The sequence below is a fragment of the Bradyrhizobium sp. USDA 3315 genome (genome assembly GCF_054056795.1).
The window spans coordinates 1,270,547-1,293,734 of sequence record NZ_JBSRYP010000001.1 but is presented as its reverse complement, the minus strand read 5'-3'; the positions used below and the strand labels follow the sequence as shown (position 1 = coordinate 1,293,734).

At 65.5% G+C, this 23,188-nt stretch carries 24 protein-coding genes; 14 read left to right on the top strand and 10 right to left on the bottom strand.

Features of this window, described 5'->3' with window-relative positions; all coding sequences use genetic code 11:
• Window positions 1–196 precede the first annotated feature (196 nt).
• The 4 genes from ACVIYL_RS06035 to ACVIYL_RS06020 all read left to right on the top strand — a co-directional run bounded on the left by ACVIYL_RS06035 (window position 197) and on the right by ACVIYL_RS06020 (window position 2,823).
• Window positions 197–574 carry a type 1 glutamine amidotransferase family protein gene (locus tag ACVIYL_RS06035; protein ID WP_253605022.1) on the top strand — a complete coding sequence of 126 codons (378 nt, stop codon included), beginning with the start codon at window positions 197–199 and terminating at the stop codon, window positions 572–574.
• Between the two features lie 8 nt (window positions 575–582).
• On the top strand, window positions 583–750 hold the full coding sequence (locus ACVIYL_RS06030; protein WP_456777990.1) for a hypothetical protein: 168 nt from the start codon (window positions 583–585) through the stop codon (window positions 748–750).
• A gap of 133 nt (window positions 751–883) precedes the next feature.
• A complete protein-coding gene (locus tag ACVIYL_RS06025) occupies window positions 884–1,792 on the top strand; it encodes a putative zinc-binding metallopeptidase (RefSeq protein ID WP_456777989.1) in 909 nt (302 codons plus the stop codon).
• Complete coding sequence (locus ACVIYL_RS06020; protein ID WP_050382451.1) at window positions 1,789–2,823, top strand: D-alanine--D-alanine ligase family protein; 1,035 nt, start codon at window positions 1,789–1,791, stop codon at window positions 2,821–2,823. Before ACVIYL_RS06025 ends, ACVIYL_RS06020 begins: the two co-directional genes overlap by 4 nt.
• Before the next feature lie 111 nt (window positions 2,824–2,934).
• Here the strand turns inward: ACVIYL_RS06020 and ACVIYL_RS06015 are convergent, their stop codons facing one another.
• The 3 genes from ACVIYL_RS06015 to ACVIYL_RS06005 all read right to left on the bottom strand — a co-directional run bounded on the left by ACVIYL_RS06015 (window position 2,935) and on the right by ACVIYL_RS06005 (window position 5,305).
• The gene (locus tag ACVIYL_RS06015) at window positions 2,935–3,207 is read right to left on the bottom strand and encodes a hypothetical protein (protein ID WP_438076908.1); all 273 of its coding nucleotides are present in this window, start codon (window positions 3,205–3,207) and stop codon (window positions 2,935–2,937) included.
• 358 nt (window positions 3,208–3,565) lie between these two features.
• A complete protein-coding gene (locus ACVIYL_RS06010) occupies window positions 3,566–4,192 on the bottom strand; it encodes a Crp/Fnr family transcriptional regulator (RefSeq protein WP_076832668.1) in 627 nt (208 codons plus the stop codon).
• A gap of 138 nt (window positions 4,193–4,330) precedes the next feature.
• Window positions 4,331–5,305 carry a lytic transglycosylase domain-containing protein gene (locus ACVIYL_RS06005; RefSeq protein ID WP_456777988.1) on the bottom strand — a complete coding sequence of 325 codons (975 nt, stop codon included), beginning with the start codon at window positions 5,303–5,305 and terminating at the stop codon, window positions 4,331–4,333.
• A 187-nt stretch (window positions 5,306–5,492) separates the two neighbouring features.
• Here ACVIYL_RS06005 and ACVIYL_RS06000 point away from each other — a divergent pair, with 187 nt between their 5' ends.
• From ACVIYL_RS06000 to ACVIYL_RS05975, 6 genes are all read left to right on the top strand, one after another.
• A complete protein-coding gene (locus ACVIYL_RS06000) occupies window positions 5,493–6,512 on the top strand; it encodes a L,D-transpeptidase family protein (RefSeq protein ID WP_456777987.1) in 1,020 nt (339 codons plus the stop codon).
• 188 nt (window positions 6,513–6,700) lie between these two features.
• The gene (locus tag ACVIYL_RS05995; RefSeq protein WP_456777986.1) at window positions 6,701–7,504 is read left to right on the top strand and encodes a dienelactone hydrolase family protein; all 804 of its coding nucleotides are present in this window, start codon (window positions 6,701–6,703) and stop codon (window positions 7,502–7,504) included.
• 212 nt (window positions 7,505–7,716) lie between these two features.
• Complete coding sequence (locus ACVIYL_RS05990) at window positions 7,717–9,381, top strand: thiamine pyrophosphate-binding protein (RefSeq protein ID WP_310880803.1); 1,665 nt, start codon at window positions 7,717–7,719, stop codon at window positions 9,379–9,381.
• Between the two features lie 113 nt (window positions 9,382–9,494).
• Window positions 9,495–10,265, top strand: a complete 771-nt coding sequence (locus tag ACVIYL_RS05985) for an SDR family NAD(P)-dependent oxidoreductase (protein ID WP_168858220.1) — start codon at window positions 9,495–9,497, stop codon at window positions 10,263–10,265.
• 215 nt (window positions 10,266–10,480) lie between these two features.
• The gene (locus ACVIYL_RS05980; protein ID WP_456777985.1) at window positions 10,481–11,398 is read left to right on the top strand and encodes a DMT family transporter; all 918 of its coding nucleotides are present in this window, start codon (window positions 10,481–10,483) and stop codon (window positions 11,396–11,398) included.
• Window positions 11,399–11,498: 100 nt separating this feature from the next.
• Window positions 11,499–13,070: a serine hydrolase domain-containing protein gene (locus tag ACVIYL_RS05975; RefSeq protein WP_456777984.1), complete on the top strand. Its 1,572-nt coding sequence runs from the start codon at window positions 11,499–11,501 to the stop codon at window positions 13,068–13,070.
• 285 nt (window positions 13,071–13,355) lie between these two features.
• Here the strand turns inward: ACVIYL_RS05975 and ACVIYL_RS05970 are convergent, their stop codons facing one another.
• Entirely contained in the window at window positions 13,356–13,532 is a 177-nt protein-coding gene (locus tag ACVIYL_RS05970; protein WP_162832420.1) for a hypothetical protein, read from the bottom strand.
• Between the two features lie 387 nt (window positions 13,533–13,919).
• On the opposite strand from ACVIYL_RS05970, the gene ACVIYL_RS05965 reads away from it, so the two are divergent.
• Complete coding sequence (locus tag ACVIYL_RS05965) at window positions 13,920–14,048, top strand: hypothetical protein (protein ID WP_016847287.1); 129 nt, start codon at window positions 13,920–13,922, stop codon at window positions 14,046–14,048.
• Here the strand turns inward: ACVIYL_RS05965 and ACVIYL_RS05960 are convergent.
• Genes ACVIYL_RS05960 through ACVIYL_RS05945 form a run of 4 tightly spaced genes read right to left on the bottom strand, consistent with a single transcriptional unit; the run spans window position 14,045 to window position 17,650 of the window.
• Window positions 14,045–14,800, bottom strand: a complete 756-nt coding sequence (locus ACVIYL_RS05960) for a GntR family transcriptional regulator (RefSeq protein ID WP_028337580.1) — start codon at window positions 14,798–14,800, stop codon at window positions 14,045–14,047. The two genes, ACVIYL_RS05965 and ACVIYL_RS05960, sit on opposite strands and share 4 nt — an antisense overlap.
• A 6-nt stretch (window positions 14,801–14,806) precedes the next feature.
• Window positions 14,807–15,787 (bottom strand): Gfo/Idh/MocA family protein, encoded by a 981-nt coding sequence (locus tag ACVIYL_RS05955; RefSeq protein WP_456777983.1) that lies wholly within the window; start codon window positions 15,785–15,787, stop codon window positions 14,807–14,809.
• Window positions 15,784–16,671, bottom strand: a complete 888-nt coding sequence (locus tag ACVIYL_RS05950) for an NAD(P)-dependent oxidoreductase (RefSeq protein WP_310880807.1) — start codon at window positions 16,669–16,671, stop codon at window positions 15,784–15,786. The genes ACVIYL_RS05955 and ACVIYL_RS05950 overlap by 4 nt, the downstream gene beginning before the upstream one ends.
• A gap of 19 nt (window positions 16,672–16,690) precedes the next feature.
• On the bottom strand, window positions 16,691–17,650 hold the full coding sequence (locus ACVIYL_RS05945) for a Bug family tripartite tricarboxylate transporter substrate binding protein (RefSeq protein WP_092089708.1): 960 nt from the start codon (window positions 17,648–17,650) through the stop codon (window positions 16,691–16,693).
• A 136-nt stretch (window positions 17,651–17,786) separates the two neighbouring features.
• Here ACVIYL_RS05945 and ACVIYL_RS05940 point away from each other — a divergent pair, with 136 nt between their 5' ends.
• The 3 genes from ACVIYL_RS05940 to ACVIYL_RS05930 all read left to right on the top strand — a co-directional run bounded on the left by ACVIYL_RS05940 (window position 17,787) and on the right by ACVIYL_RS05930 (window position 20,969).
• Window positions 17,787–18,176, top strand: a complete 390-nt coding sequence (locus ACVIYL_RS05940) for a carboxymuconolactone decarboxylase family protein (RefSeq protein ID WP_456777982.1) — start codon at window positions 17,787–17,789, stop codon at window positions 18,174–18,176.
• Between the two features lie 60 nt (window positions 18,177–18,236).
• Window positions 18,237–19,598, top strand: a complete 1,362-nt coding sequence (locus ACVIYL_RS05935) for a class-II fumarase/aspartase family protein (RefSeq protein WP_456777981.1) — start codon at window positions 18,237–18,239, stop codon at window positions 19,596–19,598.
• A 114-nt stretch (window positions 19,599–19,712) separates the two neighbouring features.
• Window positions 19,713–20,969: an aminopeptidase gene (locus ACVIYL_RS05930; protein WP_253625146.1), complete on the top strand. Its 1,257-nt coding sequence runs from the start codon at window positions 19,713–19,715 to the stop codon at window positions 20,967–20,969.
• 205 nt (window positions 20,970–21,174) lie between these two features.
• On the opposite strand, the gene ACVIYL_RS05925 is transcribed toward ACVIYL_RS05930, so the two are convergent.
• Window positions 21,175–22,107 (bottom strand): GNAT family N-acetyltransferase, encoded by a 933-nt coding sequence (locus ACVIYL_RS05925; protein WP_310880810.1) that lies wholly within the window; start codon window positions 22,105–22,107, stop codon window positions 21,175–21,177.
• 11 nt (window positions 22,108–22,118) lie between these two features.
• The gene (locus tag ACVIYL_RS05920; RefSeq protein ID WP_456777980.1) at window positions 22,119–23,168 is read right to left on the bottom strand and encodes an amidohydrolase family protein; all 1,050 of its coding nucleotides are present in this window, start codon (window positions 23,166–23,168) and stop codon (window positions 22,119–22,121) included.
• Between the last annotated feature and the right edge of the window lie 20 nt (window positions 23,169–23,188).

The following is a 23,188-nucleotide window of genomic DNA, read 5'->3' as shown; positions in this document are numbered from 1 at the left end:
CGGCTCGGCGATTTCGACGGAGCGAAACCATGTAGCCCGCATGAGCGAAGCGAGATGCGGGTCTTTGCGACGAGCAACCCCGGGTGTCGCTTCGCTCACCCGGGCTACAAGGTAGCTTCGGGTCGTCGTGTCCGCGATTTCGACTCAAACCTGCGGCATGCTCGGACAAAATTCTTTTGAACCGGGAACTGCCACCATGACGAAGCCATCCGTGCTGGCGATCGGCCTCGACCCTACCTTCGTCGATCTGTCCGTCATGCCGCAGTTCACGCCCGAACTGGTACGCAGCTATCTCGACGCGCAGATCGACGGCCTGCGGACGCTCGGCTACGACGTCGAGAGCTGCCTGATCGACCTCGGCGATACGGCGGAAGCCGTGACGGCGGCGGCCCTCAACGCGCGCCGCTACGACTGCGTCGTGATCGGTGCCGGGCTGCGCGAGCCGCCGGAGCGGCTCTTGCTGTTCGAGACGATCCTCAATCTGGTGCACCGGCTCGCCCCCGATGCCGCCATCTGCTTCAACACCAGGCCGGCCGACACCGCCGCTGCCGTGCAACGCTGGGTCAAGCCTTAGGACGCCAGATGAGCGTCGCCTTGAGCCGGCGAATCGGGCTCGGCGCGCTGCCCGCCGCCCAAGGCGGACACTCGGGCCGGCCCGATGCCGGCATTGGCCGGAGGCTCGCCGCGAAGGCCCAGCGGTTGTTGCCGGCGGCAACCTATGACACCATCCAGAGTCCGATTTGCTTTTGACTTTGGAAGCCTATGCCGCGCCGCAAATTTGCCTGGGAAAAGCTGACGGACGAGCAGTTGCTCGCGCAACCGCTCAATCGTCTGAGGGTTGCCGTCGAGGGCACCTGGCTCGCCGATTGTGTGAATACGCTCTATGAGGAGCTCGAGGAGCGCGGCATCCGGTTGCGGCCCGCACACATGGATCTCGAGCGAATGGTTCAGCCCGGCAGATGTGCCCGGCATCGCGATCCCGTTCTACCTCGCCCATCCCCGCCTGATGAAGCTCGAGAAGAAGATGATGCTCGACGTCGAGGGCGCCTCGTGGTCCGAGTGCATGGCCATTCTCCGCCACGAGGCGGGGCACGCCGTGCAGCACGGCTACCAGCTGCAGCGCCGCCGGCGCTGGCAGCAGCTGTTCGGCCCGTCGTCGCAGCACTACCCGCGCTACTACCGGCCCAATCCGGCCAGCCGCAATTATGTCCAGCATCTTCGGCTCTGGTACGCGCAGAGCCATCCGGATGAGGACTTCGCCGAGACCTTCGCGGTGTGGCTGCGGCCGCGCTCGAACTGGCGGACGCGCTATGCCGGCTGGCCCGCGCTGAAGAAGCTCGAATATGTCGACGAGCTGATGGGCGAGATCGCCGGCAAGCGGCCGCTGCTCCCGACGCGCGAGCGGGTCGATCCGCTGCATACGCTCAAGCAAACGCTCGCCGAGCACTACAGGAAGAAGCAGGCATTCTACGCTTTCACGCCGCCGAAGACCTATGACCGCGATCTCTCCAAGCTGTTCTCCGCCGATCCGCGGCATTATCGGCGTCCGCCGGCCGCAGCCTTCATCAGGCGGCACCGCGCCCAGATCAGGCAGCTGGTGGCGCGCTGGACGGGCGAGAACCAGTTGACGCTCGATGCCGTGCTCGATGATATGATCTCGCGCTGCCGCGAGCTCAATCTGCGTGCCGTCGGCCCCGAGCAGAAGCTCGTGACAAACTTCACCATTCTGCTGACCGCCAAGACCATGCACGCGCTGTTCGGCCCGTCGCGCCGGAAATGGATCGCGCTATGAAACAGCTTCGCATTCTGGTGCTGATGCACCCGGACTGTGTGCCGCCCGACTCCAGCGATGGATACAGCGCGCGGGAGATCAACGAGTGGAAGACGGAATACGACGTCGTCAGCACCCTGCGCGCGGCCGGCCATGAGGTACGTCCGCTTGGCGTGCAGGAGGAAATCAAGCCGGTGCGCGACGAGATCGAGGGCTTCAAGCCGCACGTCGTGTTCACGCTGCTGGAGGAGTTTCACTACGACGTCGTGTACGACCAGCACATCGCGAGCTATCTCGAGCTGATGAAGATCGCCTATACCGGGTGCAACCCGCGCGGCCTGATCCTGGCGCGCGGCAAGGATCTGTCCAAGACGCTGGTGCACCATCGCCGGATTCCGGTGCCGGCCTTCGCGGTGTTTCCGATGCGCCGCAAGGTCAAGCGGCCGCCGCGTCTCGAGCTGCCGCTGATCGTCAAGAGCCTGAGCAGCGATGGATCGCTCGGTATCTCGCAGGCGTCGATCGTCGATACCGACGAGAAGCTCGCCGAGCGCGTCGCCTTCATCCATGAGCGGATCGGAACGGCCGCGATCGCCGAGCAATTCATCGAGGGACGCGAGCTCTATGTCGGCGTGCTCGGTAACAACCGGCTGCGGGTGCTGCCGGTGTGGGAACTGAAATTCGGCAGCATGGGCGGCCCTGCTGCGCGCCAGATCGCCACCGAAAAGGTCAAGCACGATACCAGCTATCAGGAGCGCGTCGGGATTGTCGACGGCCCGGCCGAGGATCTCACGCCGGAACTATCCGCCCATATTCAACGGCTGGCGAAGCGCATCTACCGGACCCTGGGGCTCGACGGCTATGCGCGCATCGACTTCCGCCTGTCGACCAATGGCGTTCCCTATTTCATCGAGGCCAATCCCAATCCCGAGATCGCCAAGAGCCAGGAGTTCGCGACGGCCGCCGGGCATGACGGGCTGGACTATCCGGATCTCCTGCAGCGCATCGTGACGCTCGGAATAAGCCGCGCCAAGGCCGGCGCGTCGCTGGGCTGACTCGAGGCCGCTAGATCATGATGCGTTTCCACAGAATCGCATCATGATCTCATCTCCTTGTTTGAGCATGATCTTTTCGGAAAACCGGTTTCCACTTTTCCGGATCATGCTCTAAAGGCTGCGCTGCATCGGATGGCGTCGCGCATCCTTGGGAATGAACATCGCAAACGTTTCCCTAACGCGCGCGGCCGGCGTCACTGTGCCGGCAGCCGCGGACGCTGGGGCCGCCGTCGGATGAAATGCGTCCGGTTCCGGCCAGCGCCGTGCAAGGATTTCGTTTACCGAAACCGGCATGGCGAGCCCATCGCTGCGGCAGCTGTCGTAGACGTACAAACCGGCAAGAAAAATCGATACGACAACAAGGATCGTCCTGAAAATCGGCATTGTGCTTGCGCCTTCTTGATTGAGGCGAACAATGCCCGGTGACGGTGAACCGCGCGTTTAGCGCTCCGGCCGATCAGCCGATACGGTTCCCAACTCATGAATGGGCTTGCGTAAACGGCCCGCTTACCAATGCCTTCAAGGTTGCGGCAACCAGCTTTCCTCACCGGCGGGAAAGAAGTCTCTGGCATTGAAAGACCAACAACAAGACTGAGGAGGCACCATGTTCGTCGCCATTCGAGTCATGATCCTGATCGCCAGTGCATACGCCGGCTCGGCCGTTGCAGAGATGCAGTTTGCGCCGCTGCCGAGCCTTGCGGCGTCGTCCGCGCCGTAACGCCGGCAAGCGAGGCGGCGCACCTTACGCCGGACTGGGCGCCACCTCGCCGACCCCGATCGCGCGAGCCGCGTTTTCCGTCATCCTCGTCGCCGTCAAGCGCAGGAAATACAGCGACAGTCCCGGGTTGCGCTCGCACAGCTTCCTCAGTGCGCTGTCGCTGATCCAGAGCAGATCTACATCGGTCGCGGCTTGAGCGGTTTGCGTGCGGCGGCGCTCGAGCGAAAACAGCCCGATCTCGCCGAACAGTTCGCCCGCCGATACCCCGCGATCGATCTCGGGAAACCTGACCTCGCCGGATACGACCATGTACAGCAGGTCGGCGTCGTCGCCCTTCCGGAAGATCGTTTCTCCCGCCTTGAGATGCTTCGGCTGCATGAACGGCTGCAGCCAGTTCGGAGAAAGGTCCGTCGCTGCAGCACGCTTCGCTTTCCGAAGCAGCCGAACCATCTGGAACAGCAACACCACGTTCAGGGGCAGCAGAATGATATGCAGGATGAGCACCGGGTAGATCCGGTCGCCCAATCCATAGCTGATGAATGCCAGATTGCTGAATATCGCGACAGCGCGCAGGCTCAACATCGTACTCATGCAGAACGTCAGCAACACAAGCGCCGACGCCAGATAACCCAAACCATCGATCAACGTCATGACAACGCCCACTGGGAAATGAAAATTGCAAGCAAACCGATCTGAAAACGACCGGCAACATACACCAGTACGCTCAGTTTCCTGAGCGGAAATATCGCCGGCCCACGCTTGCGGCGGTGCACGCGCCGTGACGCGGCCTCAGCTCGACGAACGCGCGCGCGAGGCGACGTGAATGGCGCGGGTCTTGCCGGATTTCGTTTTGGCGGCGACGACGGTCGGGCGCGCCTTGCCGAGCCGGGCCGCGCCCGGCGAGCTCTTCCCGAGCAGCAGCGCGAGCCGCTTGCGCGCGCGGCCGGCGACCGACCTTGCCGCCTCTCGCGCGGCCTCGGCCTTGCGGATGATCGTCGTCACCACGGACGCCGGCGACGCCGCGACGAAGGCGACATCCTTCGCCTTCGAGAGGCCGCCTATGCCTTCGCACGGCGCTTCGCCCGGCAAGTCGATGCGGATGGCGAGCGTCTCGGCACGCTCGATCCAGTCCTCCGCCTTGGTGCCGGTGATGATCCGGACATAGTCGCGGGTCTCGCGCGGCAGCTCGCTCTGCCTGGCGAGCCATTTCTGGACGCGGCCGCTGCCGGCATTGTAGGCGGCCGCCGCCAGGCCGAGATTGCCGAAATCGTCGCGCAGCTTGCGCAGCAGCTTTGCGGATGCGGGCAACGCCTGCAGCGGATCGAAGGGGTCGTCGAGCCCGACTTCGGCCGCCGTCTCCGGCATGAACTGCGCAACGCCCTGCGCACCGGCATGGCTGATTTCGTTCGAGCGAAAGCGGCTCTCCTGCCAGATCAGCCGCGCAAAGAACGCAACGGGGATTTCGCTCGCCTGCGCCGCGTCCTTCAGGCTGTGGCAGAATTTGTCGATCGCGGACAGCTGCGGCTCGGCCGCGGCATCGCTCGGCTGCGCCGCAGGCGCGGGCGTCTTGTCCGCGTCCGTCGCAGCGGGTGCCTCGCTGGCATCAGCGCTTTCGATAAAGCGTGCGGCAAACGGAACGGCGTCGGATGTCGCGTCGCGCGAGAATGTCGGAGCTTGGGTTGAGGCATTGATCGAGCCGGGCGACCGATCGAAGTCGAGCATCAAGACAAGAAACGCGGCAAGCGCCGCGATGACAAATCGCATTTGCTTCGTGAGACCTGAATTGTGATGTGAGTTGCGCGCAAATGCACTTCGGATCACGACTTTTTAGCGGGTCGATTGCGGCGAAGCCGCGAAATCAGCTGTTCCGCCGCGGAACTTGGCCGCTGTTCGCATTGGAACTTCGACGCTTTCCGTAGCTTTACGGAAGATGATCACGTTGGGATGCACGATGTTCCGACCGTTTTCCGTTGCACGTTTTGCGATTGCACTTTTGCTTGTGTCGGCCGCGCCGGCGGTGGCCGCGGGTCTTGATGCGGCCGCGATCAACGACGTGGCGGCGCCGCCGGCAAAATTGCCGGACCGTCGTCAGCTCAACGCCTTCGTTGCCAAGCTCGAGATCCTGCTCGACCGCGCGCATTTTTCTCCCGGCGAGATCGACGGCAAGCTGGGCGACAACGCGCAGAAGGCGCTCCGGGCGTTTGCCGACGCGAATGGATTGTCCTTCGACAAGGCGGTGACGCCGGAGCTCTGGAGCGGGCTCACAACCGCCAGCGAGGGGCCTGCGATCGTCAGCTACACGATCGTCGACGCCGACGTGAAGGGGCCGTTCGCGAAGAGGATCCCCGCGAGGATGGAGAGCATGAAGAGCCTGCCGGCGCTGGGCTATACCAGTCCGAGCGAAGCGCTCGCCGAAAAATTCCACATGAGCGAGGCGCTGCTTCAGGCGCTCAATCCGGGACAGACGTTCGACAAGGCCGGCGAGACCATTGCGGTTGCCAACGTCGTCGACGCCGGAAAACCGCCGCAGGTCGCGCGCGTCGAGGTCGACAAGACGCGGCAGGCGCTCAGCACGTTCGATGCAGCAGGCAAGCTGCTCGGCTTCTATCCTGCGACGGTCGGCAGCGCGGATAAGCCGACGCCGAGCGGAACGCTCAAGGTGACGGCGATCAACAAGAACCCGACCTATCGCTACAATCCGAAATACGCGTTCAAGGGCGTCAGATCGAAGACGCCGTTCACGATCAGGCCCGGTCCGAACAACCCGGTCGGTGTGGTCTGGATCAACCTCTCGGGCGAAGGCTATGGCATTCACGGCACGCCCGATCCCGGCAAGGTCTCCAAGGCGGAGTCCCACGGCTGCGTCCGGCTCACCAACTGGGACGCGCAGCGCGTCGCGGCCGGTGTCGCGAAGGGCACGCCGGTTGCGTTCATCGATAGCGCGACAAGCTCAGCAACGGCGACGCGCTGACCCTGACGCAACATCGTTCACACATCAGCAACCGACAGAAATGTCGGCGCGCTCGGCCTTGGGCCGGACGCCCGTGCGCTCGGGAGATGATGCGCAGCCGGCGAGCAAAGCGGCTCCGCTTTCCAAGCCTAGCGCGAGATTCGCTGGTATGCCAATGTCGCGTCGTGCCAAACCCGCAGGAGGTCAGCATGCGAACGATCATAACGAACATAGTGGGAGCACTCTGCGCCATCGCGATGGTCGCGAGCGCACACGCAGCGGTAAAAGAGGAGCCGGTCACCTATAGCGATGGCGAGACCACGATGAAGGGCTTCGTCGTCTATGACGACGCGACCCAGGCCAAGCGGCCCGGCATCGTCATGGTGCATGAATGGTGGGGCATCACCCCGCATATCCATAACGAGGCGCGGAAGTTCGCGGAGCAGGGCTACGTGGCCTTCATCGCGGATATGTACGGCGCCGCCAAGACTGCCGACAACCCGAAGGATGCCGGCGCGCTCGCGGGCTCGGTGATGAAGAACCTGAAGGTGATGGAGCAGCGCTTCAATGCCGCGCGCGAGCAACTCGCCAAGCAGGCCTCGGTCAATCCGCAGCGGATCGGCGCCGTCGGTTACTGCTTCGGCGGCGCGGTGGTGCTGAACATGGCGCGCACTGGCGCCGATCTTGCCGCCGTCGCGGGCTTCCACGCCTCGCTCGGTCTCAACACCCCCGCACCGGCGCCGGGCACCGTCAAGGCGAAAATCCTGATCCTGAACGGCGCCGACGATCCGTTCGTGAAGCGCGAGCAGTACGATGCGCTGAAGAAGGATTTCGACGCGGCGAAGGCCGATTACCGCATCGTCGAGTATCCCGGCGCGGTTCACGCGTTCACCAACCCCGAAGCCACCGAGCTCGGCAAGAAGTTCAACCTGCCGCTCAGATACGACGCCAAGGTCGATCAGGAATCCAAGGCCGAAGCCGCCAAGCTGTTTGCTGCAAACCTCAAGAAATAGGCGAAAGGGCCACCCAGACGGTGGCCCTTTTCATTCGTGGCTGCTTTGGCCACGGAAGTGGCAGGGCCGTGGTCTCGCTGGCGCGTTCGCGCCTTGAAGCCATGCGGAAGACGCAGCCGGGCGCGCGGATGCTGGCCGTCTCGCACGGTTGCCACGGGGCGCTCCCCGGCCGATGATGCGCAAAACGGATCAGAACGATCGAGAGGGAGCGAATGCGCGGGCGTCGTGTGCTGATGGAATCGTTCGTGTCGCACGGCGTGCGTCATATCTTCGGCAATCCTGGCACGACCGAAACGCCGCTGCTCGATAGCCTGCCGGCCTTTCCGCAACTCGAATACATCATGGCGCTGCATGAAGGTGTCGCGGTCAGCGCCGCCAGCTTCTACGCGCAGGCGTCGGGGCGGGTCACCGTCGCCAACCTGCACGTCGCTCCCGGCCTCGGCAACGGCATCGGCTCGCTCTACGGCGCGCTGAAGGCGGGTTCGCCCGTGGTCGTGACGGCCGGCCAGCAGGATACGCGAATGCGGCTGAAGAATCCGCTGCTCGGCCATGACCTCGTCGCGATGGCGGCGCCGGTGACCAAGTGGAGCGTGCAGATCGAGCGCGCCGACGAGATCGCGCCGATCATGCGCCGCGCGTTCAAGGTGGCGACCGATGCGCCGCAGGGGCCGGTGTTCGTGTCGCTGCCGATCGACGTCATGGAACAGGAGACCGCGGTCGATGCTCTGGCGCCGGACAATTTGTGGCGCTCGACGCGCCCCGATCCGGCCGGCATCGAAGCGCTTGTCGCGCTGCTTCTGAAGTCGAAGAAGCCGGCCATCATCGCCGGCGACGACGTGGCACGATCGGGCGGCGAGCAGGCGCTGGTGGCGCTCACGGAAGCGATCGGCGCCACCGTGTGGTTCGAGGGGCTGCGCCATCACGCGCCGTTCCCGACCAGCCATCCGAGCTATCGCCAGTCGCTTCCGGGCGACGCAAGGCAGGTGCGCAAGGCGCTCGGCGATATCGATCTCGTGCTGCTGATCGGCGGTCCGTTCTTTGAGGACATCTGGTTTGCGCCTGGTGGCCACATCCCTGACGGTGCGTCCCTGCTGCAGATCGAAGCCTCGGCCGAGCGTCTCGCGCTCAACAACCGGCTCGATGCCGGCATCGTCGGCGACATCGCCGTCAGCGTCAGTGCATTGTCGGAAGCGGTGTGTGCAAGGGCGGGCGCCGACTTCAGGCAGGCCGCGCAGAACCGCAATGCCGCGCTGGCCGAACTGCAGGCGAAGGAGAAGGAGGCCTATCGCGCGCGCGTCGAGAAAAGCTGGGACCGCCAGCCGACCGCGATGCCGCGCCTCACCGCGGAATTGCGTCGCGGCCTGCCCGATGATGTCGTCATCGTCGATGAAAGCATCACGGCGAGCCTCGATCTCGCGCGCGCCTTCGACTATCGCGGCTTCGGCGATTATTTCGGCGGCCGCGGCGGCGGCATCGGCCAGGGCCTCGCCGGGGCGATCGGCGTCAAGGTCGCGATGCCGGATCGTCCGGTGGTCGCGATCTCCGGCGACGGCTCGGCGATGTACGCGATCCAGGCGCTGTGGACCGCCGCGCACCACAAGCTTGCGATCGTGTTCGTGGTGCTGGCGAACCGCGAGTATCGCATCCTCAAGCACAATGTGGACGTCTGGCGGCAGAACTTCGAAGCCGGCACCCAGCATCCCTATCAGAACATGGATATCACCGGCCCCGCGCTCGACTTCGTGCATCTCGCGGCCGGCATGGGCGTCGAGGCGGTCAGGGTCGAGAAGGCCGACGACATTGCCGGTGCCGTCGCAAAGGCTGTCGCGGCGCAGCGGCCGTACCTCGTCGAGATCGCAATCGAAGGCAAGCGCTAGAGCATGATCCGGAAAAGTGCGAAGCGGTTTTCCGACAAGATCATGTTCAAACAGGGAGCAAAGAGCGCGATGACGATTCGATTCGATCGCGTCGCGCTTTAGAGGAGTTTCTCATGGCAGGCATTCTGGACGGCAAGGCTGCATTGGTGACGGGCGGCGGCTCCGGCATCGGCCGGGCGACGGCGATCGCCATGGCGCGTGAAGGCGCGCGCGTGGCGGTGTCGGACCTCTCGAAGGACGGCATCGAGGAGACGGTCGCGCTGATCAATGCCGCCGGCGGCCAGTCGATCGCGATCCAGGGCGACGTCACCGACGAGGCCGAGGTCGCGAACATGGTGGCCCGCACGGTTTCGGCGTTCGGGCGCATCGATTGTGCGTTCAACAATGCCGGCGTTGCCGGGCGCTCCGTCGGGCCGCCCGGCCAGCGCATTCATGAACTCACCCAGGCCTCGGTGGCCAAGATGTTCTCGGTGAATCTGATGGGCGTGTTCCTGTGCCTGAAATACGAGGTCGCGCAAATGCTCAAACAGGGCGGTGGCGGCGCCATCGTCAACACGGCCTCGATCGCAGGCCTGGTCGGCCTCGCGACGTCCGGCCACTATGTCGCGACCAAGCACGGTGTCGTCGGGCTGACCAAGTCCGCCGCGATCGAATATGCCCAGGACGGCATCCGCGTGAATTGTGTCAATCCCGGATACATCAAGACGCCGATGACCAAGGAGACGATGGACGAACGCTATGACGAGATCATCGCCAAGGTGCCGGTCCGTCGCCTCGGCGTGCCCGAGGAAATCGCCGAAGCCGTGGTCTGGATGTGCTCGGACAAGGCGTCGTTCATGACCGGCGCATCGCACGTGGTCGACGGCGGCTATAGCGCCGCCTGATCTTCCGAAGGGCCTAGGTCCCACGTCTTGTCTGTGAAAGGCCAGCTTCCCTTAGGGTGAACCGGCCCTCGAGCTCGCCCTTTGCAGCAAACGGACATCGCGGCAGCGCGGAATGACGTCAAAGCTTGATCCAAGCGGACCCTGGCTGGCTTGCGCCAACCAGCCGTGCGTATCGATGGGTTGATCCGCTTCCAGCACTAACGTAGTCGTTCGCGATGAGCGAACGCACGGCCGGCGCCAAGGCCGCAGCCCTTCCGGATACGAAAGCCATCCTGCTCGGGGTCGCCTGCGGCCTCGGTGCGGCGCTGTGCTGGGCGCTCGGCTTCGTGGCGACCCGACACGGCCTGAAGGTCGGTTTTACACCCGTCGACCTGCTGATGCATCGCTTCCTGTGGTCGGGCATCGTCTTCCTGCCGCTCGTTGTGCGCGCCGGCCTCCGCGATCTCTGCGGCATCGGCTGGGGCCGCGGCATGGCGCTGATGCTGCTCGGCGGGCCGGTGATGTCGCTGATCAGCTATGCCGGCTTCTTGTTCGTGCCGCTGGGGCACGGCAGCGTGATCCAGCCGTCCTGCGCAACGCTGGGTGGATTGTTTCTCGCGGTCGTTTTGCTGAAGGAATCGGTCTCGCTCTCGCGGGCGGCCGGCGCTGTCGTCATCGTCGTCGGCCTTGCCGTGATCGGCAGCGAGTCGATCGGCCATATGGGGCCGAGCGCCGTGATCGGCGATTTGATCTTCGTTGCGACCGGCTTGATGTTCGCGGGCTTCGCCACGCTGGTGCGCTATTGGCGTGTCTCAGCATTCTCCGTGGCCAGCGTCATCAGCGTGCTGTCGCTCTCGCTGTTTCCACTCTATGCCGCCTCGGGTGGGCTCGCTCGCGATGCGGCCATCGGCCTGCATGAAAACACGCTGCAGGCCATCGCCCAGGGCATCCTGGCCGGGCCCGCGGCGATGTATCTGTTCGCGGTGTCGATCCAGCGCCTGGGCGTTGCCCGCGCAGCCGTATTTCCTGCGACAGTGCCGGTGCTGACCCTGCTGTTGGGATGGCTCCTGATCGGCGAGCCACCAACTACGCTGCAGGCGGCCGGATTGGCCGCCGTGTTGGCCGGATTCTATCTCGCGCAGCGGCAGCGCTAGACGGCCGACGTCCTGATGGCGCGCGGTCGCGGCGACGATTGACAAGCAAGCGAGGGATCGCGGATGGTGCGGCTCTCCGCCGTGTCGCAATGAGACGCCGATGCAAGTTCAACGTTTGGCGCTGCCGATGCTTGCAGGGCTCGTGCTTGCAGCTTCGGCTTTGTCGGGCGCAGCCCGGGCGCAAGGCGCCGCCGAGCCGATGCGGCAGACCTCGCAGTGGCAGAACTGGCAGTGGCAGACCTCGACGCCGGAAGAGCAGGGGATGGATTCCGCTGCGCTGGCGCGGCTCGTCAATGACGGTGCGGCCCACAGTCTCGATAGCCTCCTGATCGCGCGGCACGGCCGGATCGTGCTCGACGCCTATTATGCGCCCTACACGCCGGAGATCCCGCATCTCTTCAATTCCGTCACCAAGGCGGTGACCGGAACGCTGGTCGCGATGCTGCTCAGGGATGGCGCGCTCGACAGCCTCGACCATCGCATGGTGGATTTCTTCGGCGATCGCACCATCGCCAATCTCGACGACCGCAAGCGGGCGATCACGGTCCAGACCATGCTGGACATGACCTCGGGAATGGCCTGGACCGAAGGCGTTGAGGGTAGCCGACCGGACTCGCTGATCGAGTGGGGGCGCAGCCCTGATGCGATCCAGTTCATCCTCGACCGCCCGATGGCGAAGGCGCCGGGCGAGGCGTTTGATTACAACACCGGCAATGCGCAGCTGTTGGCTGCGATCATCAACAAGCTCACCGGCATGAGCGCGCGGGACTACGCGGTGACCAAACTGTTTCGCCCGCTCGGGATAGCCGCGCCGTACTGGCACAGCATCGGTCCCGGACTGACGCAGGGCGGCGGCGGGCTTCAGCTCGCGCCGCGCGACGCGGCCAGGATCGGTCTGCTCTATCTGCATGACGGTGAATGGGACGGGCAGCGCTTGCTGCCGACCGGCTGGGTCGACCGCATCAGGCATGCGACGACGGAGATGCACGCCTCGTTCGACTCATCGTTGCGCTACGCCAATTTCTTCTGGGTCATGCCGCAGCGGCAGGTTGTCATGGCGGTCGGCGACCGCTGCCAGCTCCTCATGCTGTTTCCCGCGCTCGACATCGTCACCGTCGTGACCGCGCGCGACTACTGCTCGTTCGGCAGAATGGCCGACGAGATTTCGGGCGCGGTCAAATCCGACACGGCGCTGCCGGTGAACTCCGTCGGCGGCAATCAGCTCGCGGGCGCGTTGCGCGATATCGCAACCGAGAAGCTGTCGACGGTTGGTGCCGTGCCCGAGACGGCCGCCGCCATCTCCGGCAAGACCTGGCGCTTCCCGGCCAATGGCTTCAATTTGCGGGCACTGACGCTGCATCTGACGGATCAGCCCGCGCACTACGAACTCGAAACGGCGACGCCGGATTCGGCGAGGCCGGTGACGACACTGGCGGGACCGATCGGGCTCGACGGTGCCTACCGTCTCGGTCAACCGACGGCGCTCGGCGTGATGGCGCTGAAAGGGACGTGGCAGGACAACCAGACATTCGCGATCGATCTGCGTCTAGTCGGCGGCGATACCGACCGCCGATGGCTGCTGTCGTTCGATGGCGGCAAGGCCCGGCTCAGCGGCAAGGATCGCTTCGGCCGCGACGTTAAGGCCGACGCTGAAGCGCCGGGCGCGCAATAGCTCGAGCGCGGGCCGCGTCCCTGTCCATTTCGGGCACGTGAAGCTCGGCTTCCTTCGCGTCGTCCCGGCGAAGGCCGGGACCCATACGCCGCGGCGGACGTTGTAGCTGGGACTGGTCGTGCAATAGTGCAGAAGGCGTCGTGCCCGCGCAGCGACCTTGGCGGCATGATCGCAGGAAATCACGACCGGCGTACGCCAACACGCACACCGGCCATGGCAGACGGCCGCGCGAATCGACAATGCTAAGGAAACTATGCGCCCGAGGCTCTCAGCGCGGCGGCGACCTTATTGGTCCACCTTCGGCGTCTTGCCCGCAATGTCGAGGCCGAACCGGAGCGCGCGCTCCTGGCGCTCTTCCGTCAGCAGCTTCAATTCCCGTTCCAGCGACCGCGCCACCTCGTCCTGGGTTTCCTTGGAGCGGCGACGGGAGTCGCCTTGCGGTTTGGCCGGTTCGGCAGTCACGGGAGAAGCCCTTGTCATCACAGTGTCACAGGCCCTGATCGCACGGCGGGAGTCGGGGCGACAATCAAAAAGAATTCAGTGGGTGCATCTTTGGAAGGTTTGCTGTGCGTCTGATTCAAATTTGGGCAGAAAATTCTCTTAAGTGTTGCCTCGAATGGAGCCGGACCCCTTCGGCCCGCCGTCTCATCAATTCGGATAAGAGAGCCCGGTTCCGACGAAATCATTTCCGGATTCGCACGAAGGCGTCCTGAAACCGACAAGGTCTAACCTTAGTAGCGTTGTGAAGGACGGCTGCCTGGTGAGACGCTGAGGACTGCGGTGGTGAGATTCACGACCTGGGTCGAGAGGTCAGTCGGTCCTCCTGAGACGTTGGGGATGATCCCGGAAATGAAGAAGTTGAATGCTGTGCCTTATGTCTGGGCGGCCGCGCTGATTGCGGTCGCGATCTGGGGCGTGAGCGGCACCCCGCAGACGGCACACACCTCTGCCAGCACCCATCTGGCCCGGGTGCGCTAGAGCTTCGGCCGCAGCGAGCGCTGCATATCCATCGTGTAGGTGTAGCGCCCCTCGGGGTGCGTGGTGATGGTGACCTCGAACAGTTCCTCGCGCTGGCCGTAGTAGCGGCGTACCACGGTGAGCGCCGGCGAGCCGGTCTTGACGCCGAGCGCCCTGGCGATCGGCGCCGGCATGCCCCGCACGAAGATTTCCATCTGCGCGCGCTCGGTGACCTGGCCGTACATCCTGGCGATCTGCTCATGCACCGGGGTGCGGCCGTGGTCGGGCCGGGTCACGACATCGGCGAACCTGCGCAGCACGTAGATCTCGGCCCAGCCGAGCGGGGCTGCGAACTGGTCGGAGCGGCGCACCGCCTCGATCAGGAACCAGCTCTTGCCGGGCTCGCATTTCAAGAGCCCGGCCAGCTTGCGGTCGGCGACGATGTCGCTGCTCGCAACGACCTCGCGGTAGGTTTCGTTGGAATAACGCAGCCACTCGCCGAGCGACTTGACGCTGTGGGTGAACAGCACCGGCGGCTCGGATGCGATCACCACCGAGCCGAGGCCGGCGCGGCGCACGATCAGGCCCTGGTCGATCAGGATGCGCAGCGCCTCGCGCACGGTCTGCCGGCTGGCCTGATAGCTCGCCATCAGCTCGGTCTCGGTCGGCAGCAGATTGCCGACCGCGTAGGTGCCGAGCCGGATGTCCTTCTGCAGTCCGGTGGCGATGTCGCGGTAGCGGGACGATCGCGCTCGGTCCGGTTGTTCAGACATGGCGGATCACTGGTATGCCGTATGGCAGACGACCGGATGTCCCGATTGCATCGACTGCAGCGCGGCCTCGAACGCGGCGAGCGTCGCCAGCACGTCTGCCTCGAGCACCGGGAACGGCTGCTTGCCTTCGACGGCGTCGGCAAAGGCCGATAGTTCCGCGGTGAGGGTGTCGATTGCCGGATAGCGCGTCGTCGCAGGCGCCTCGCCGGATTTCCGCAGTACCATCGTCTGTTCGTCGAGCACCTCGGCGGATCCCTTCGTTCCGAACACATGCACGCGCCAATAGAACGGTGTTGCGCGAATTGTCGCAAGGGTTGCGCTCACGCCATTCACAAATTCAATCGCCAAGGTTGCAGTGTCGAGCGGCGGCGGTCCGGCCTCGCGCGCACTCAACCGGGCATAGACCTGGCGCGCGGGACCAAGCAGGCTGACGAAGCCGTGGAGCACATGCAGCCCCGCGCCGGTCAGGCCGCCGCCCGGCGATTCCTCGGGCGACAGCCGCCAGCCCTGCGTGATGCTCTGCGAGTTCTCGTTGCTGTTGTGACCCTCGACATGCAGGATGGTGCCGAGCTCGCCACTGGCTGTGATCGCGCGCAGCGCCTGCATCGACGGCCAGAACCGGCGGTTATGCCCGACCGCGAGCACCACGCCGGCGCTGCGGCACGCCGCGAACATCTCTGCGGCATCGGCGCGCCGAAGCGCCAGCGGCTTCTCGCAAAACACCTGCTTACCGGCGCCGGCTGCCGCGATCACCTGGCTCTTGTGCAGCGAATGCGGCGTCGCCAGCAGCACGGCATCGATGCGAGGGTCGGCGAGGACATCGTCCAGGCTCGCCGCGATGGAGAGGCCGTGCGCCTCGCAAAAGCCGGCGGCGCCGTTGGCGTCGGGTTCCACCGCTCGGACGATCCTGAGCCGCGGCTCGTTGCGCGCGGCCCGGACCAGTGCGCGGCCCCATCGACCGAGGCCCGCGATCGCACAGTTGATCATGATTGTCCCTCACCGTGGCCGCGGCCGGCCCGGATCGCCTCGATGACCGCGGCGCTGTCGTTGTCAGGGCCTTGAAGCGCGATCGCCGCGCGCAGCAGTTCGGCCTGCACCGAGGTTAGCGGTAAGGGCAGGCCGTGCCGACCGGCCTCCTGCAGGATCAGTTCGGCATCCTTCAAGGTCTGCGCGATATGCGATTGCGGCGAGAAATCCCGCGCCAGCATCTTCGGCCCCTTGCTGTCCATCACCTTGGAATATGCCGCCGATTGCCGCGCGGTCGCAAGGAACGCCGCGCCGTCGAGGCCGAGGCTTTCGGCAAAGGCGATGCCCTCGGCCAGCGCGGCGCGGTTGTTCTGCAGGATCAGGTTGATGGCGAGCTTGGTGCGGCTGGCATTGCCGATCGCACCGACATTGACCCGCTGCGGGCAGAGAATATCGAGCGTCGTCGCGGCGGCGTCGATGATGTCGGCATCGCCGGCGACCAGCGCGGTGGCCGTGCCCGCCCGGACCTCGGCACTGGTGCCCGAGATCGGCGCTTCGATGAAGGCGAGGCGCGAGCGGGAGGCGAATTCGGCGATTGCCACGATCTCACCCGGCGCGCAGGTGGTGGTGCAGATGACGCGCGGCGGCGGCGTCGCGTTGGCGAGGTCCGGCAGCAGCGTCCTGACCTGGGCCGCGTCATACACCGCGATGACGATGGTCCGGCAGCGCGCCGCGACGTCGGCGGCGAACGCTGCGAACTCGGCGCCGCTGGCTCTCAGGCCATCGGTCTTCGCCGCGTCGATGTCGAAGCCGATCACCCCGATGCCGGCGTCGATCAGCCGCGCGGAGAGCGCCGATCCCATCAGCCCGAGGCCAATCATGCCGACAGGTGTCTCGCAAGCCATGATGCGACGCCGCCTCGCTTTATTGCGGCTGGATGCCGGCCGCCTTGACCTCCGCCGACCAGCGCACGACCTCGCTCCTGACGAAGGCGCCGAACTCGGCGGGCGCGAGCGGCGCCACCATCACGCCGACATCGGCGAGCTTCTTCCTCGTCTCCGGCATTGCGAGGTACTTCGCACACTCGGCGTAGAGTTTGCTGACCACGGGTTCCGGCGTGCCCGCGGGCGCGAACAGGCCGTACCAGATCGTGGCCTCGAAGCCCGGCATCGCTTCGGCGAGCGCGGGCAGGCCGGGCGTCAGCTCGTTGCGGGTCGCCGACGTCACGGCGATGCCGCGCAAGGTGCCGCCCTGCATCTGCGGGATCGCGACCGAGAAGTCGCCGAAGGTGAGATCGATCACCCCCGCCATCACGTCGGTCATCGCCTGCGGGACGCCGCGATACGACGCCGCGACCAGCGACAGGCCGCCGCGCGATTGCAGCTGGGCGATCGAGATCTGCGATGCGCCGGAACCGTAGCCCGCGGTCAGGTTGGGATTGGCCTTGGCGTAGCTGAGGAACTGCGGCAGGTCCCTGGCCGCGAGCTTCGGATTGACCAGCAGCACCATCGCCGTCGTGGTGGTGCGGATGACCGGCGCAAAGTCCTTCACCGGGTCGTAGGGCAGGCTCTTCAGCGTCGCGACGTTGCTGGCATGGGTGGTGTTGGTGCCCATCAGCAGCGTGTAGCCGTCGGGCGCGCTGCGGGCGACCTCCTGGGCGCCGATGCTGCCGAGCGCGCCGGCGCGGTTCTCGATCAGCACGGTCTGGCCGAACGCGTCCTGCAGATGCTGGCCGACCAGCCGCGCGACATTGTCGGGACCGGCGCCGGCCGGGAAGGGCACGATGATCTTGAGCGGCCGTTGCGGGAAATCGTCCGCGGGGAAAGCCGGCAGGACCGGAAGCGTCGCAAGCAGGACGACGAGCAGCCCCAGCCGTAACTTCATCCCGGTCCCCTCCCGTGTCTGCTTTTGCAAATTTATACGGACAAATACATCAGAAAGGCAAGCGTCAGGCCTGTCGGAATGTTGAGGTGCGTCATATTTATCCGTATAAATAGTCCATTCAGGGAGCCCGACGACGATGGTGGACATCAGCGATCTCCATGCGCGCGGACTGCGCCGGCGCCAGAAGATGTTCGGCGAGGTCGACGTCGCCAAGCGGATGGCCGCTGCGGGCGATTTCGGCACGCCGCTGCAAGACATCATCAATGCCTACGTCTACGGCGACGTCTGGGAGCGCAGCGGGCTGTCCGACCAGATCCGCAGCCTCGTGATGCTCGGCATCACCGCGGCGAGCAGCAAGCCGGCCGAGTTCCGCGTCCATGCCAAGGGCGCGCTGGCCAATGGGTGCACCGCCGCGCAGGTGCAGGACGTGCTGCTGCTGGTCGCGATGTATTGCGGCATTCCGGCCGCGATCGAGACCAGCAAGATCGCAGCCGAGGTGTTCGGCGAGGCGCCGCCGGAGGGGTAGGGCACGGGCCCTTGCCGTGATAGGGACGTTGCCGTCTGCGACCGGCAACAGGATCTGCCCATGTCCGCCTTCCCGACCTCGACCACCGTGCTCGATTCCGTATTGTTTCGCGATGCCTTCGGCACGCGCGAGATGCGCGAGGTGTTTTCCGACCTGCGGCTGATCGAGCGCTACGCCGAGGTCGAGGTCGCACTGGCGAAGGCCGAAGCGCGCTGCGGCGTGATTCCCGCTGAAGCCGCCGCGGAGATCGCAAAACGTACCGATGTTGCCGCGCTCGATTTCGATCTGCTGCGGCAGGAGACCGACGTCGTCGGCTACCCGATCCTGCCGCTGGTGCATCAGATGGCCAAGCAGTGCGGCGAGGCCGGCCGCTACGTTCATTGGGGCGCGACCACGCAGGACGTCATGGACACCGCCGTCGTGCTGCAACTGCGCGATGGATTGAAGATCATCGAGGACGACATCGGTGCGCTGCGCGGCATCCTCGCCGATCTCTCGAAAAAATACCGCGACACGCCGATGGCCGGCCGCACCCATCTGCAGCAGGCGCTGCCGGTGACCTTCGGCTACAAGACCGCGATCTGGCTCGCCGCGTTCGATCGCCACGCCGCGCGGCTTGTGGAGCTGAAGCCGCGCGTGCTGGTCGGCCAGTTCGCCGGCGCCGCCGGCACGCTGGCCTCGCTCGGCGACAAGGGATTCGAGGTTCAGCGGGCGCTGTGCGAGGAACTCGGGCTCGGCGTGCCCGTCGCGACCTGGCATGTCGCGCGCGACGGTCTGGCCGAAGCGGTGAGTTTCCTCGCGCTGGTCACGGGAACGCTCGGCAAGATCGCGCTCGACATCATGATCATGGCGTCGACCGAGTTCGCCGAGGTCTACGAGCCGTTCGTCAAAGGGCGCGGCGCGTCCTCGACCATGCCGCAAAAGCGCAACCCGATCTCGTCGGAGCTGATGCTCGCCGCCGCCAAGGCGGTGCGCCAGCATGCCGGCCTGATGCTGGATGCGATGGTGCAGGATTTCGAGCGCGCCACCGGCCCGTGGCACGCCGAATGGATGGCGATCCCGGAAAGCTTCGTGCTGACCGCGGGCGCGCTGCACCAGGCGAGGTTCGCGCTTGGCGGTCTGATCGTCGACGAGCAGCGGATGGCCGACAATCTCGACATCAGCCGCGGGCTGATCGTGGCCGAAGCCGTGATGATGGGCCTCGCGCCGTCGATCGGCCGGCAGGAAGCGCATGACGTGGTCTATGACGCCTGCCGCCTCGCCAACGACAAGGGCCTGACGCTGACCGAGGCGCTAGCGGCGGATGATCGCGTTGCCAGCCGGATCGATCGGGCGACGATCGACCGCCTCACCGCGCCGAAAAACTATCTCGGCCTGGCGCCGCAGATGGTCGACCGGGTGCTGGCCTCGGTGAAGCGGTAAAATTCGAGGCAATTGCTCGCCGTCGCGTGATCGGGCGCGGCGGGCAGGAACCTTGCGGATGCGGATCGAATTGGACTACGAATCCCGAGGGTTCCTCAAACGACACGGCGCTTCATGACCGCACATCAACGCAACCTTTCCGCATCGATCGATCCCGTGAAGCTCGACCGGCTCGCCGAAGTCGCGATCAAGGTCGGCCTGCAGCTGCAGCCGGGGCAGGATCTGCTGCTCACGGCGCCCGCCGGAGCGATGCCGCTGGTGCGGCGGGTGGTGGAGCATGCCTACAAGGCCGGTGCGGGTCTCGTGACGCCATTCTTCTCGGACGAGGAGCTCACGCTGGCGCGCTACCGCTACGCCAACGATGCGAGTTTCGATCGCGCCGCAAGCTGGCTCTATGAGGGCATGGCGAAGGCGTTCGGCGCCAACACCGCGCGGCTTGCGATCGTCGGCGACAATCCGATGCTGCTGTCGGGCGAAGACCCGGTCAAGGTGGCGCGCGCCAGCAAGGCCAATTCGATCGCCTACCAGCCGGCACTGGAGAAGATCGTCAATTTCGACACCAACTGGAACATCATCGCCTATCCGAGCACGTCCTGGGCCAAGCAGGTGTTCCCCGACGATGCCGAGGACGTCGCGGTGGCCAAGCTTGCCGATGCGATCTTCTCCGCCTCCCGCGTCGATCAGGATGGCGCCGTCGCCGCCTGGGCACAGCACAATGCGAAGCTCCGCGAGCGCACCGAATGGCTGAACGGCCAGCGCTTCCACGCGCTGAAATATTCCGGACCCGGCATGGACCTCACGATCGGCCTCGCCGACGGTCATGAATGGGAGGGCGGTGCGTCGACTGCCAAGAACGGCATCGTCTGCAATGCCAACATCCCGACCGAGGAAGTCTTCACCACCCCGCACTGCCGCCGCGTCAGCGGCCACGTCGTCAGCTCCAAGCCGCTGTCCTATCAGGGCACGCTGATCGACAATATCTCGGTCAAGTTCGAGGAAGGCCGCATCGTCGAGGCCAAGGCCTCGCGCGGCGAGGAAGTGCTGAAGAAGGTGCTCGACACCGACGAGGGCGCGCGCCGCCTCGGCGAGGTCGCGCTGGTGCCGCACTCCTCGCCGATCTCGAAGAGCGGGCTGCTGTTCTTCAACACGCTGTTCGACGAGAACGCCGCCTCGCACATCGCGCTCGGCCAGTGCTACTCGAAATGCTTCGTTAATGGCGACAAGCTGACGCCGCAGCAGATCGCCGAGCAGGGCGGCAACAAGAGCCTGATCCATATCGACTGGATGATCGGCTCCGCCCACACCGATATCGACGGCATCCATGCCGACGGTCGCAGCGTGCCGGTGTTCCGCAAGGGCGAGTGGGCGTAAGGGGGCCGACGCTCTTCACCTCGCCCCGCGTGCGGGGAGAGGTCGGATCGCATCTTCAGATGCGATCCGGGTGAGGGGGCGCCTCCGCGAATGCAGCTGTCACCGAATATGTGGAGAGGCCCCTCACCCCAACCCTCTCCCCGTAAGAACGGGGCGAGGGAGCGCAATCCCGTCGCCGTCGCTACCGACCCAATCTCATCGCGCTCTACTGAAACCTCCGCCCCCGCGCGGCGAGCAGGTCGCCGCGTGGCGCGCTGAAGCGGCAGGTCTCGTGCTGCGGCCGGAAGCCGAGCCGGCGATAGATCTTCAGCGCGGGAGCGTTGCGGCTCGAGACGTTGAGCCAGCACGGGTGCTCGACCGATACGTCGTGTGCGGCCAGCACGCGATAAACCAGCAGCTGGCCGAGCCCGCGTCCCTGCCGCACCGGGTCGACGGCGACCGACTCGATCCACATCGAGTTCCGCTCCAATTCAGTCAGGCAGAAGCCCGACATCTGTCCATCCTCCGACGCGATCCAGACTTCGCTCTCGGTCAGGACCTGCGCCATCTCTTCCGGCGAGTACAGGCGGAAGGCGGCGTCCGACGCATAGGCGGCGTTATGGATGCGCGCGACCTCGCCCGCGCAGGCGGTGACGTCGCTGACCTGCTCGATGGTGGCGCGCGCGGCCGCGAGCGTGCGCGCCGGCTGCAACGGCTCGACGCACTTCATCCCGATCTCGGACTCGACATGAACGAAGCCGAAGGCCGCGACGAAGGCCATTCCGGCCGGCCAGTCGCTGCTCACCAGCGTCTGCACGGTGAGATCGGCATCGGCGTCGATCGCAAGCACCTCGTCGAACAGCGCGAGGCCAATCCGGCGGCGGCGCATCTCGGGCGCCACGACGATCTTGAGGAATCGGGTGTGATGCGCGCCCTGGTCGCGCAACGAGGACTCGGCGAGGCCGACGAGTGCGCCATCGCGCTCGGCAACACGAAAGCCGCGCCCGCCGCGGTTCTGCGGCAGCTTCAGGAACTGGTCCCATTGCGGCAGCGTGACAGGGCCTAGCCGCGGTTCCACCGCGGCTGCCTTTGCGTAAAGTTCGACCACCGCTTCCGCATCAGCCTCTCGAAGCGGCCGGATGGTGATGCCGTCATCCATGAGTCGAGAGTTTACCCGATATCGAGCCGATAGACATCCTTTGCCGTCTTCACGAACAACGCCGTCTTTTCGGCTTCGCTATATTGTGATGCAAGCCGTTTAAAGGTGTTGAAGATGACCTGGTAGCTGCATTGCCCCTTATCAGGTGGGAAGTTGCTCTCGAACATGCAACGGTCCGGACCGAACGCCTCGATGCAGGTCTCGACATAAGGCCGCCAGGCGGCGGCAAGTTCCTCCGACGAGGGCGGCCTGGGGCGGAGGTGGAAGTCGTAGCCGAGCAGGCACATCGCCAGCCCGCCGAGCTTGACCACGACGTTCGGGCATCTGGCGATCTCCTGGATCGACGCCTTCCAGACCGGAAAGGTCTCCGCGCGCTTGCCGGCGAAGCGGCCGGTGCCGACCGGGCCGCCGCAATGGTCGAGCACGATCCTGGTATCGGGAAAGGCGCGGGCGAGGTCGGTCAGCTCGCTGATCTGCGGGTGGAACAACCAGGCATCGAAGCTGAGCCCGAGCGGTGCCAGGCAGGCGAACCCCCTACGAAAGGTGGAGTCCAGCAGAATGCCCTTCGGTCGGTTCGCGTACATATGGGCGACGTTGGGGTCTTCATCCCAGGCCGAGGAGTGGCGGATGCCGCGGAACCGGCCGTTGCCGGCGGCAATCTCCGCCTCCAGCACCGCCTTGGCCTGATCGCCGATCAGAAGGTTAACGTGGCTGACGATGCCGGCGCAGATCGCCGCCTTGCCGTAGCCGCCGCTCGCCGCCATCGCCGCGACGCCGTTGGCGAACTCGACCTCGCCGACCGGACGGAACGCCTCCGGGCCGTCGGCGCGGTACATCGACCGGCAATCGACATAGACGGTCGCCACGATGTTGTGGCCGGACGCGATGTCGTCGCGCATCTCCTCGATCAGATAGCGCAAGCCCCCACGATCCCAGAGATGGTGATGCGGATCGACGATCGGCCGGGCCGGATCGATGATCTCCTCGGTGTATTGGGCGAGCCAGTCTTCGCGCGGATTGGCATAGAGCCCGCTGGCGGAGGCGGGCAGAGTGCTGGCCATGGATGATGCTCCCTGTTCTT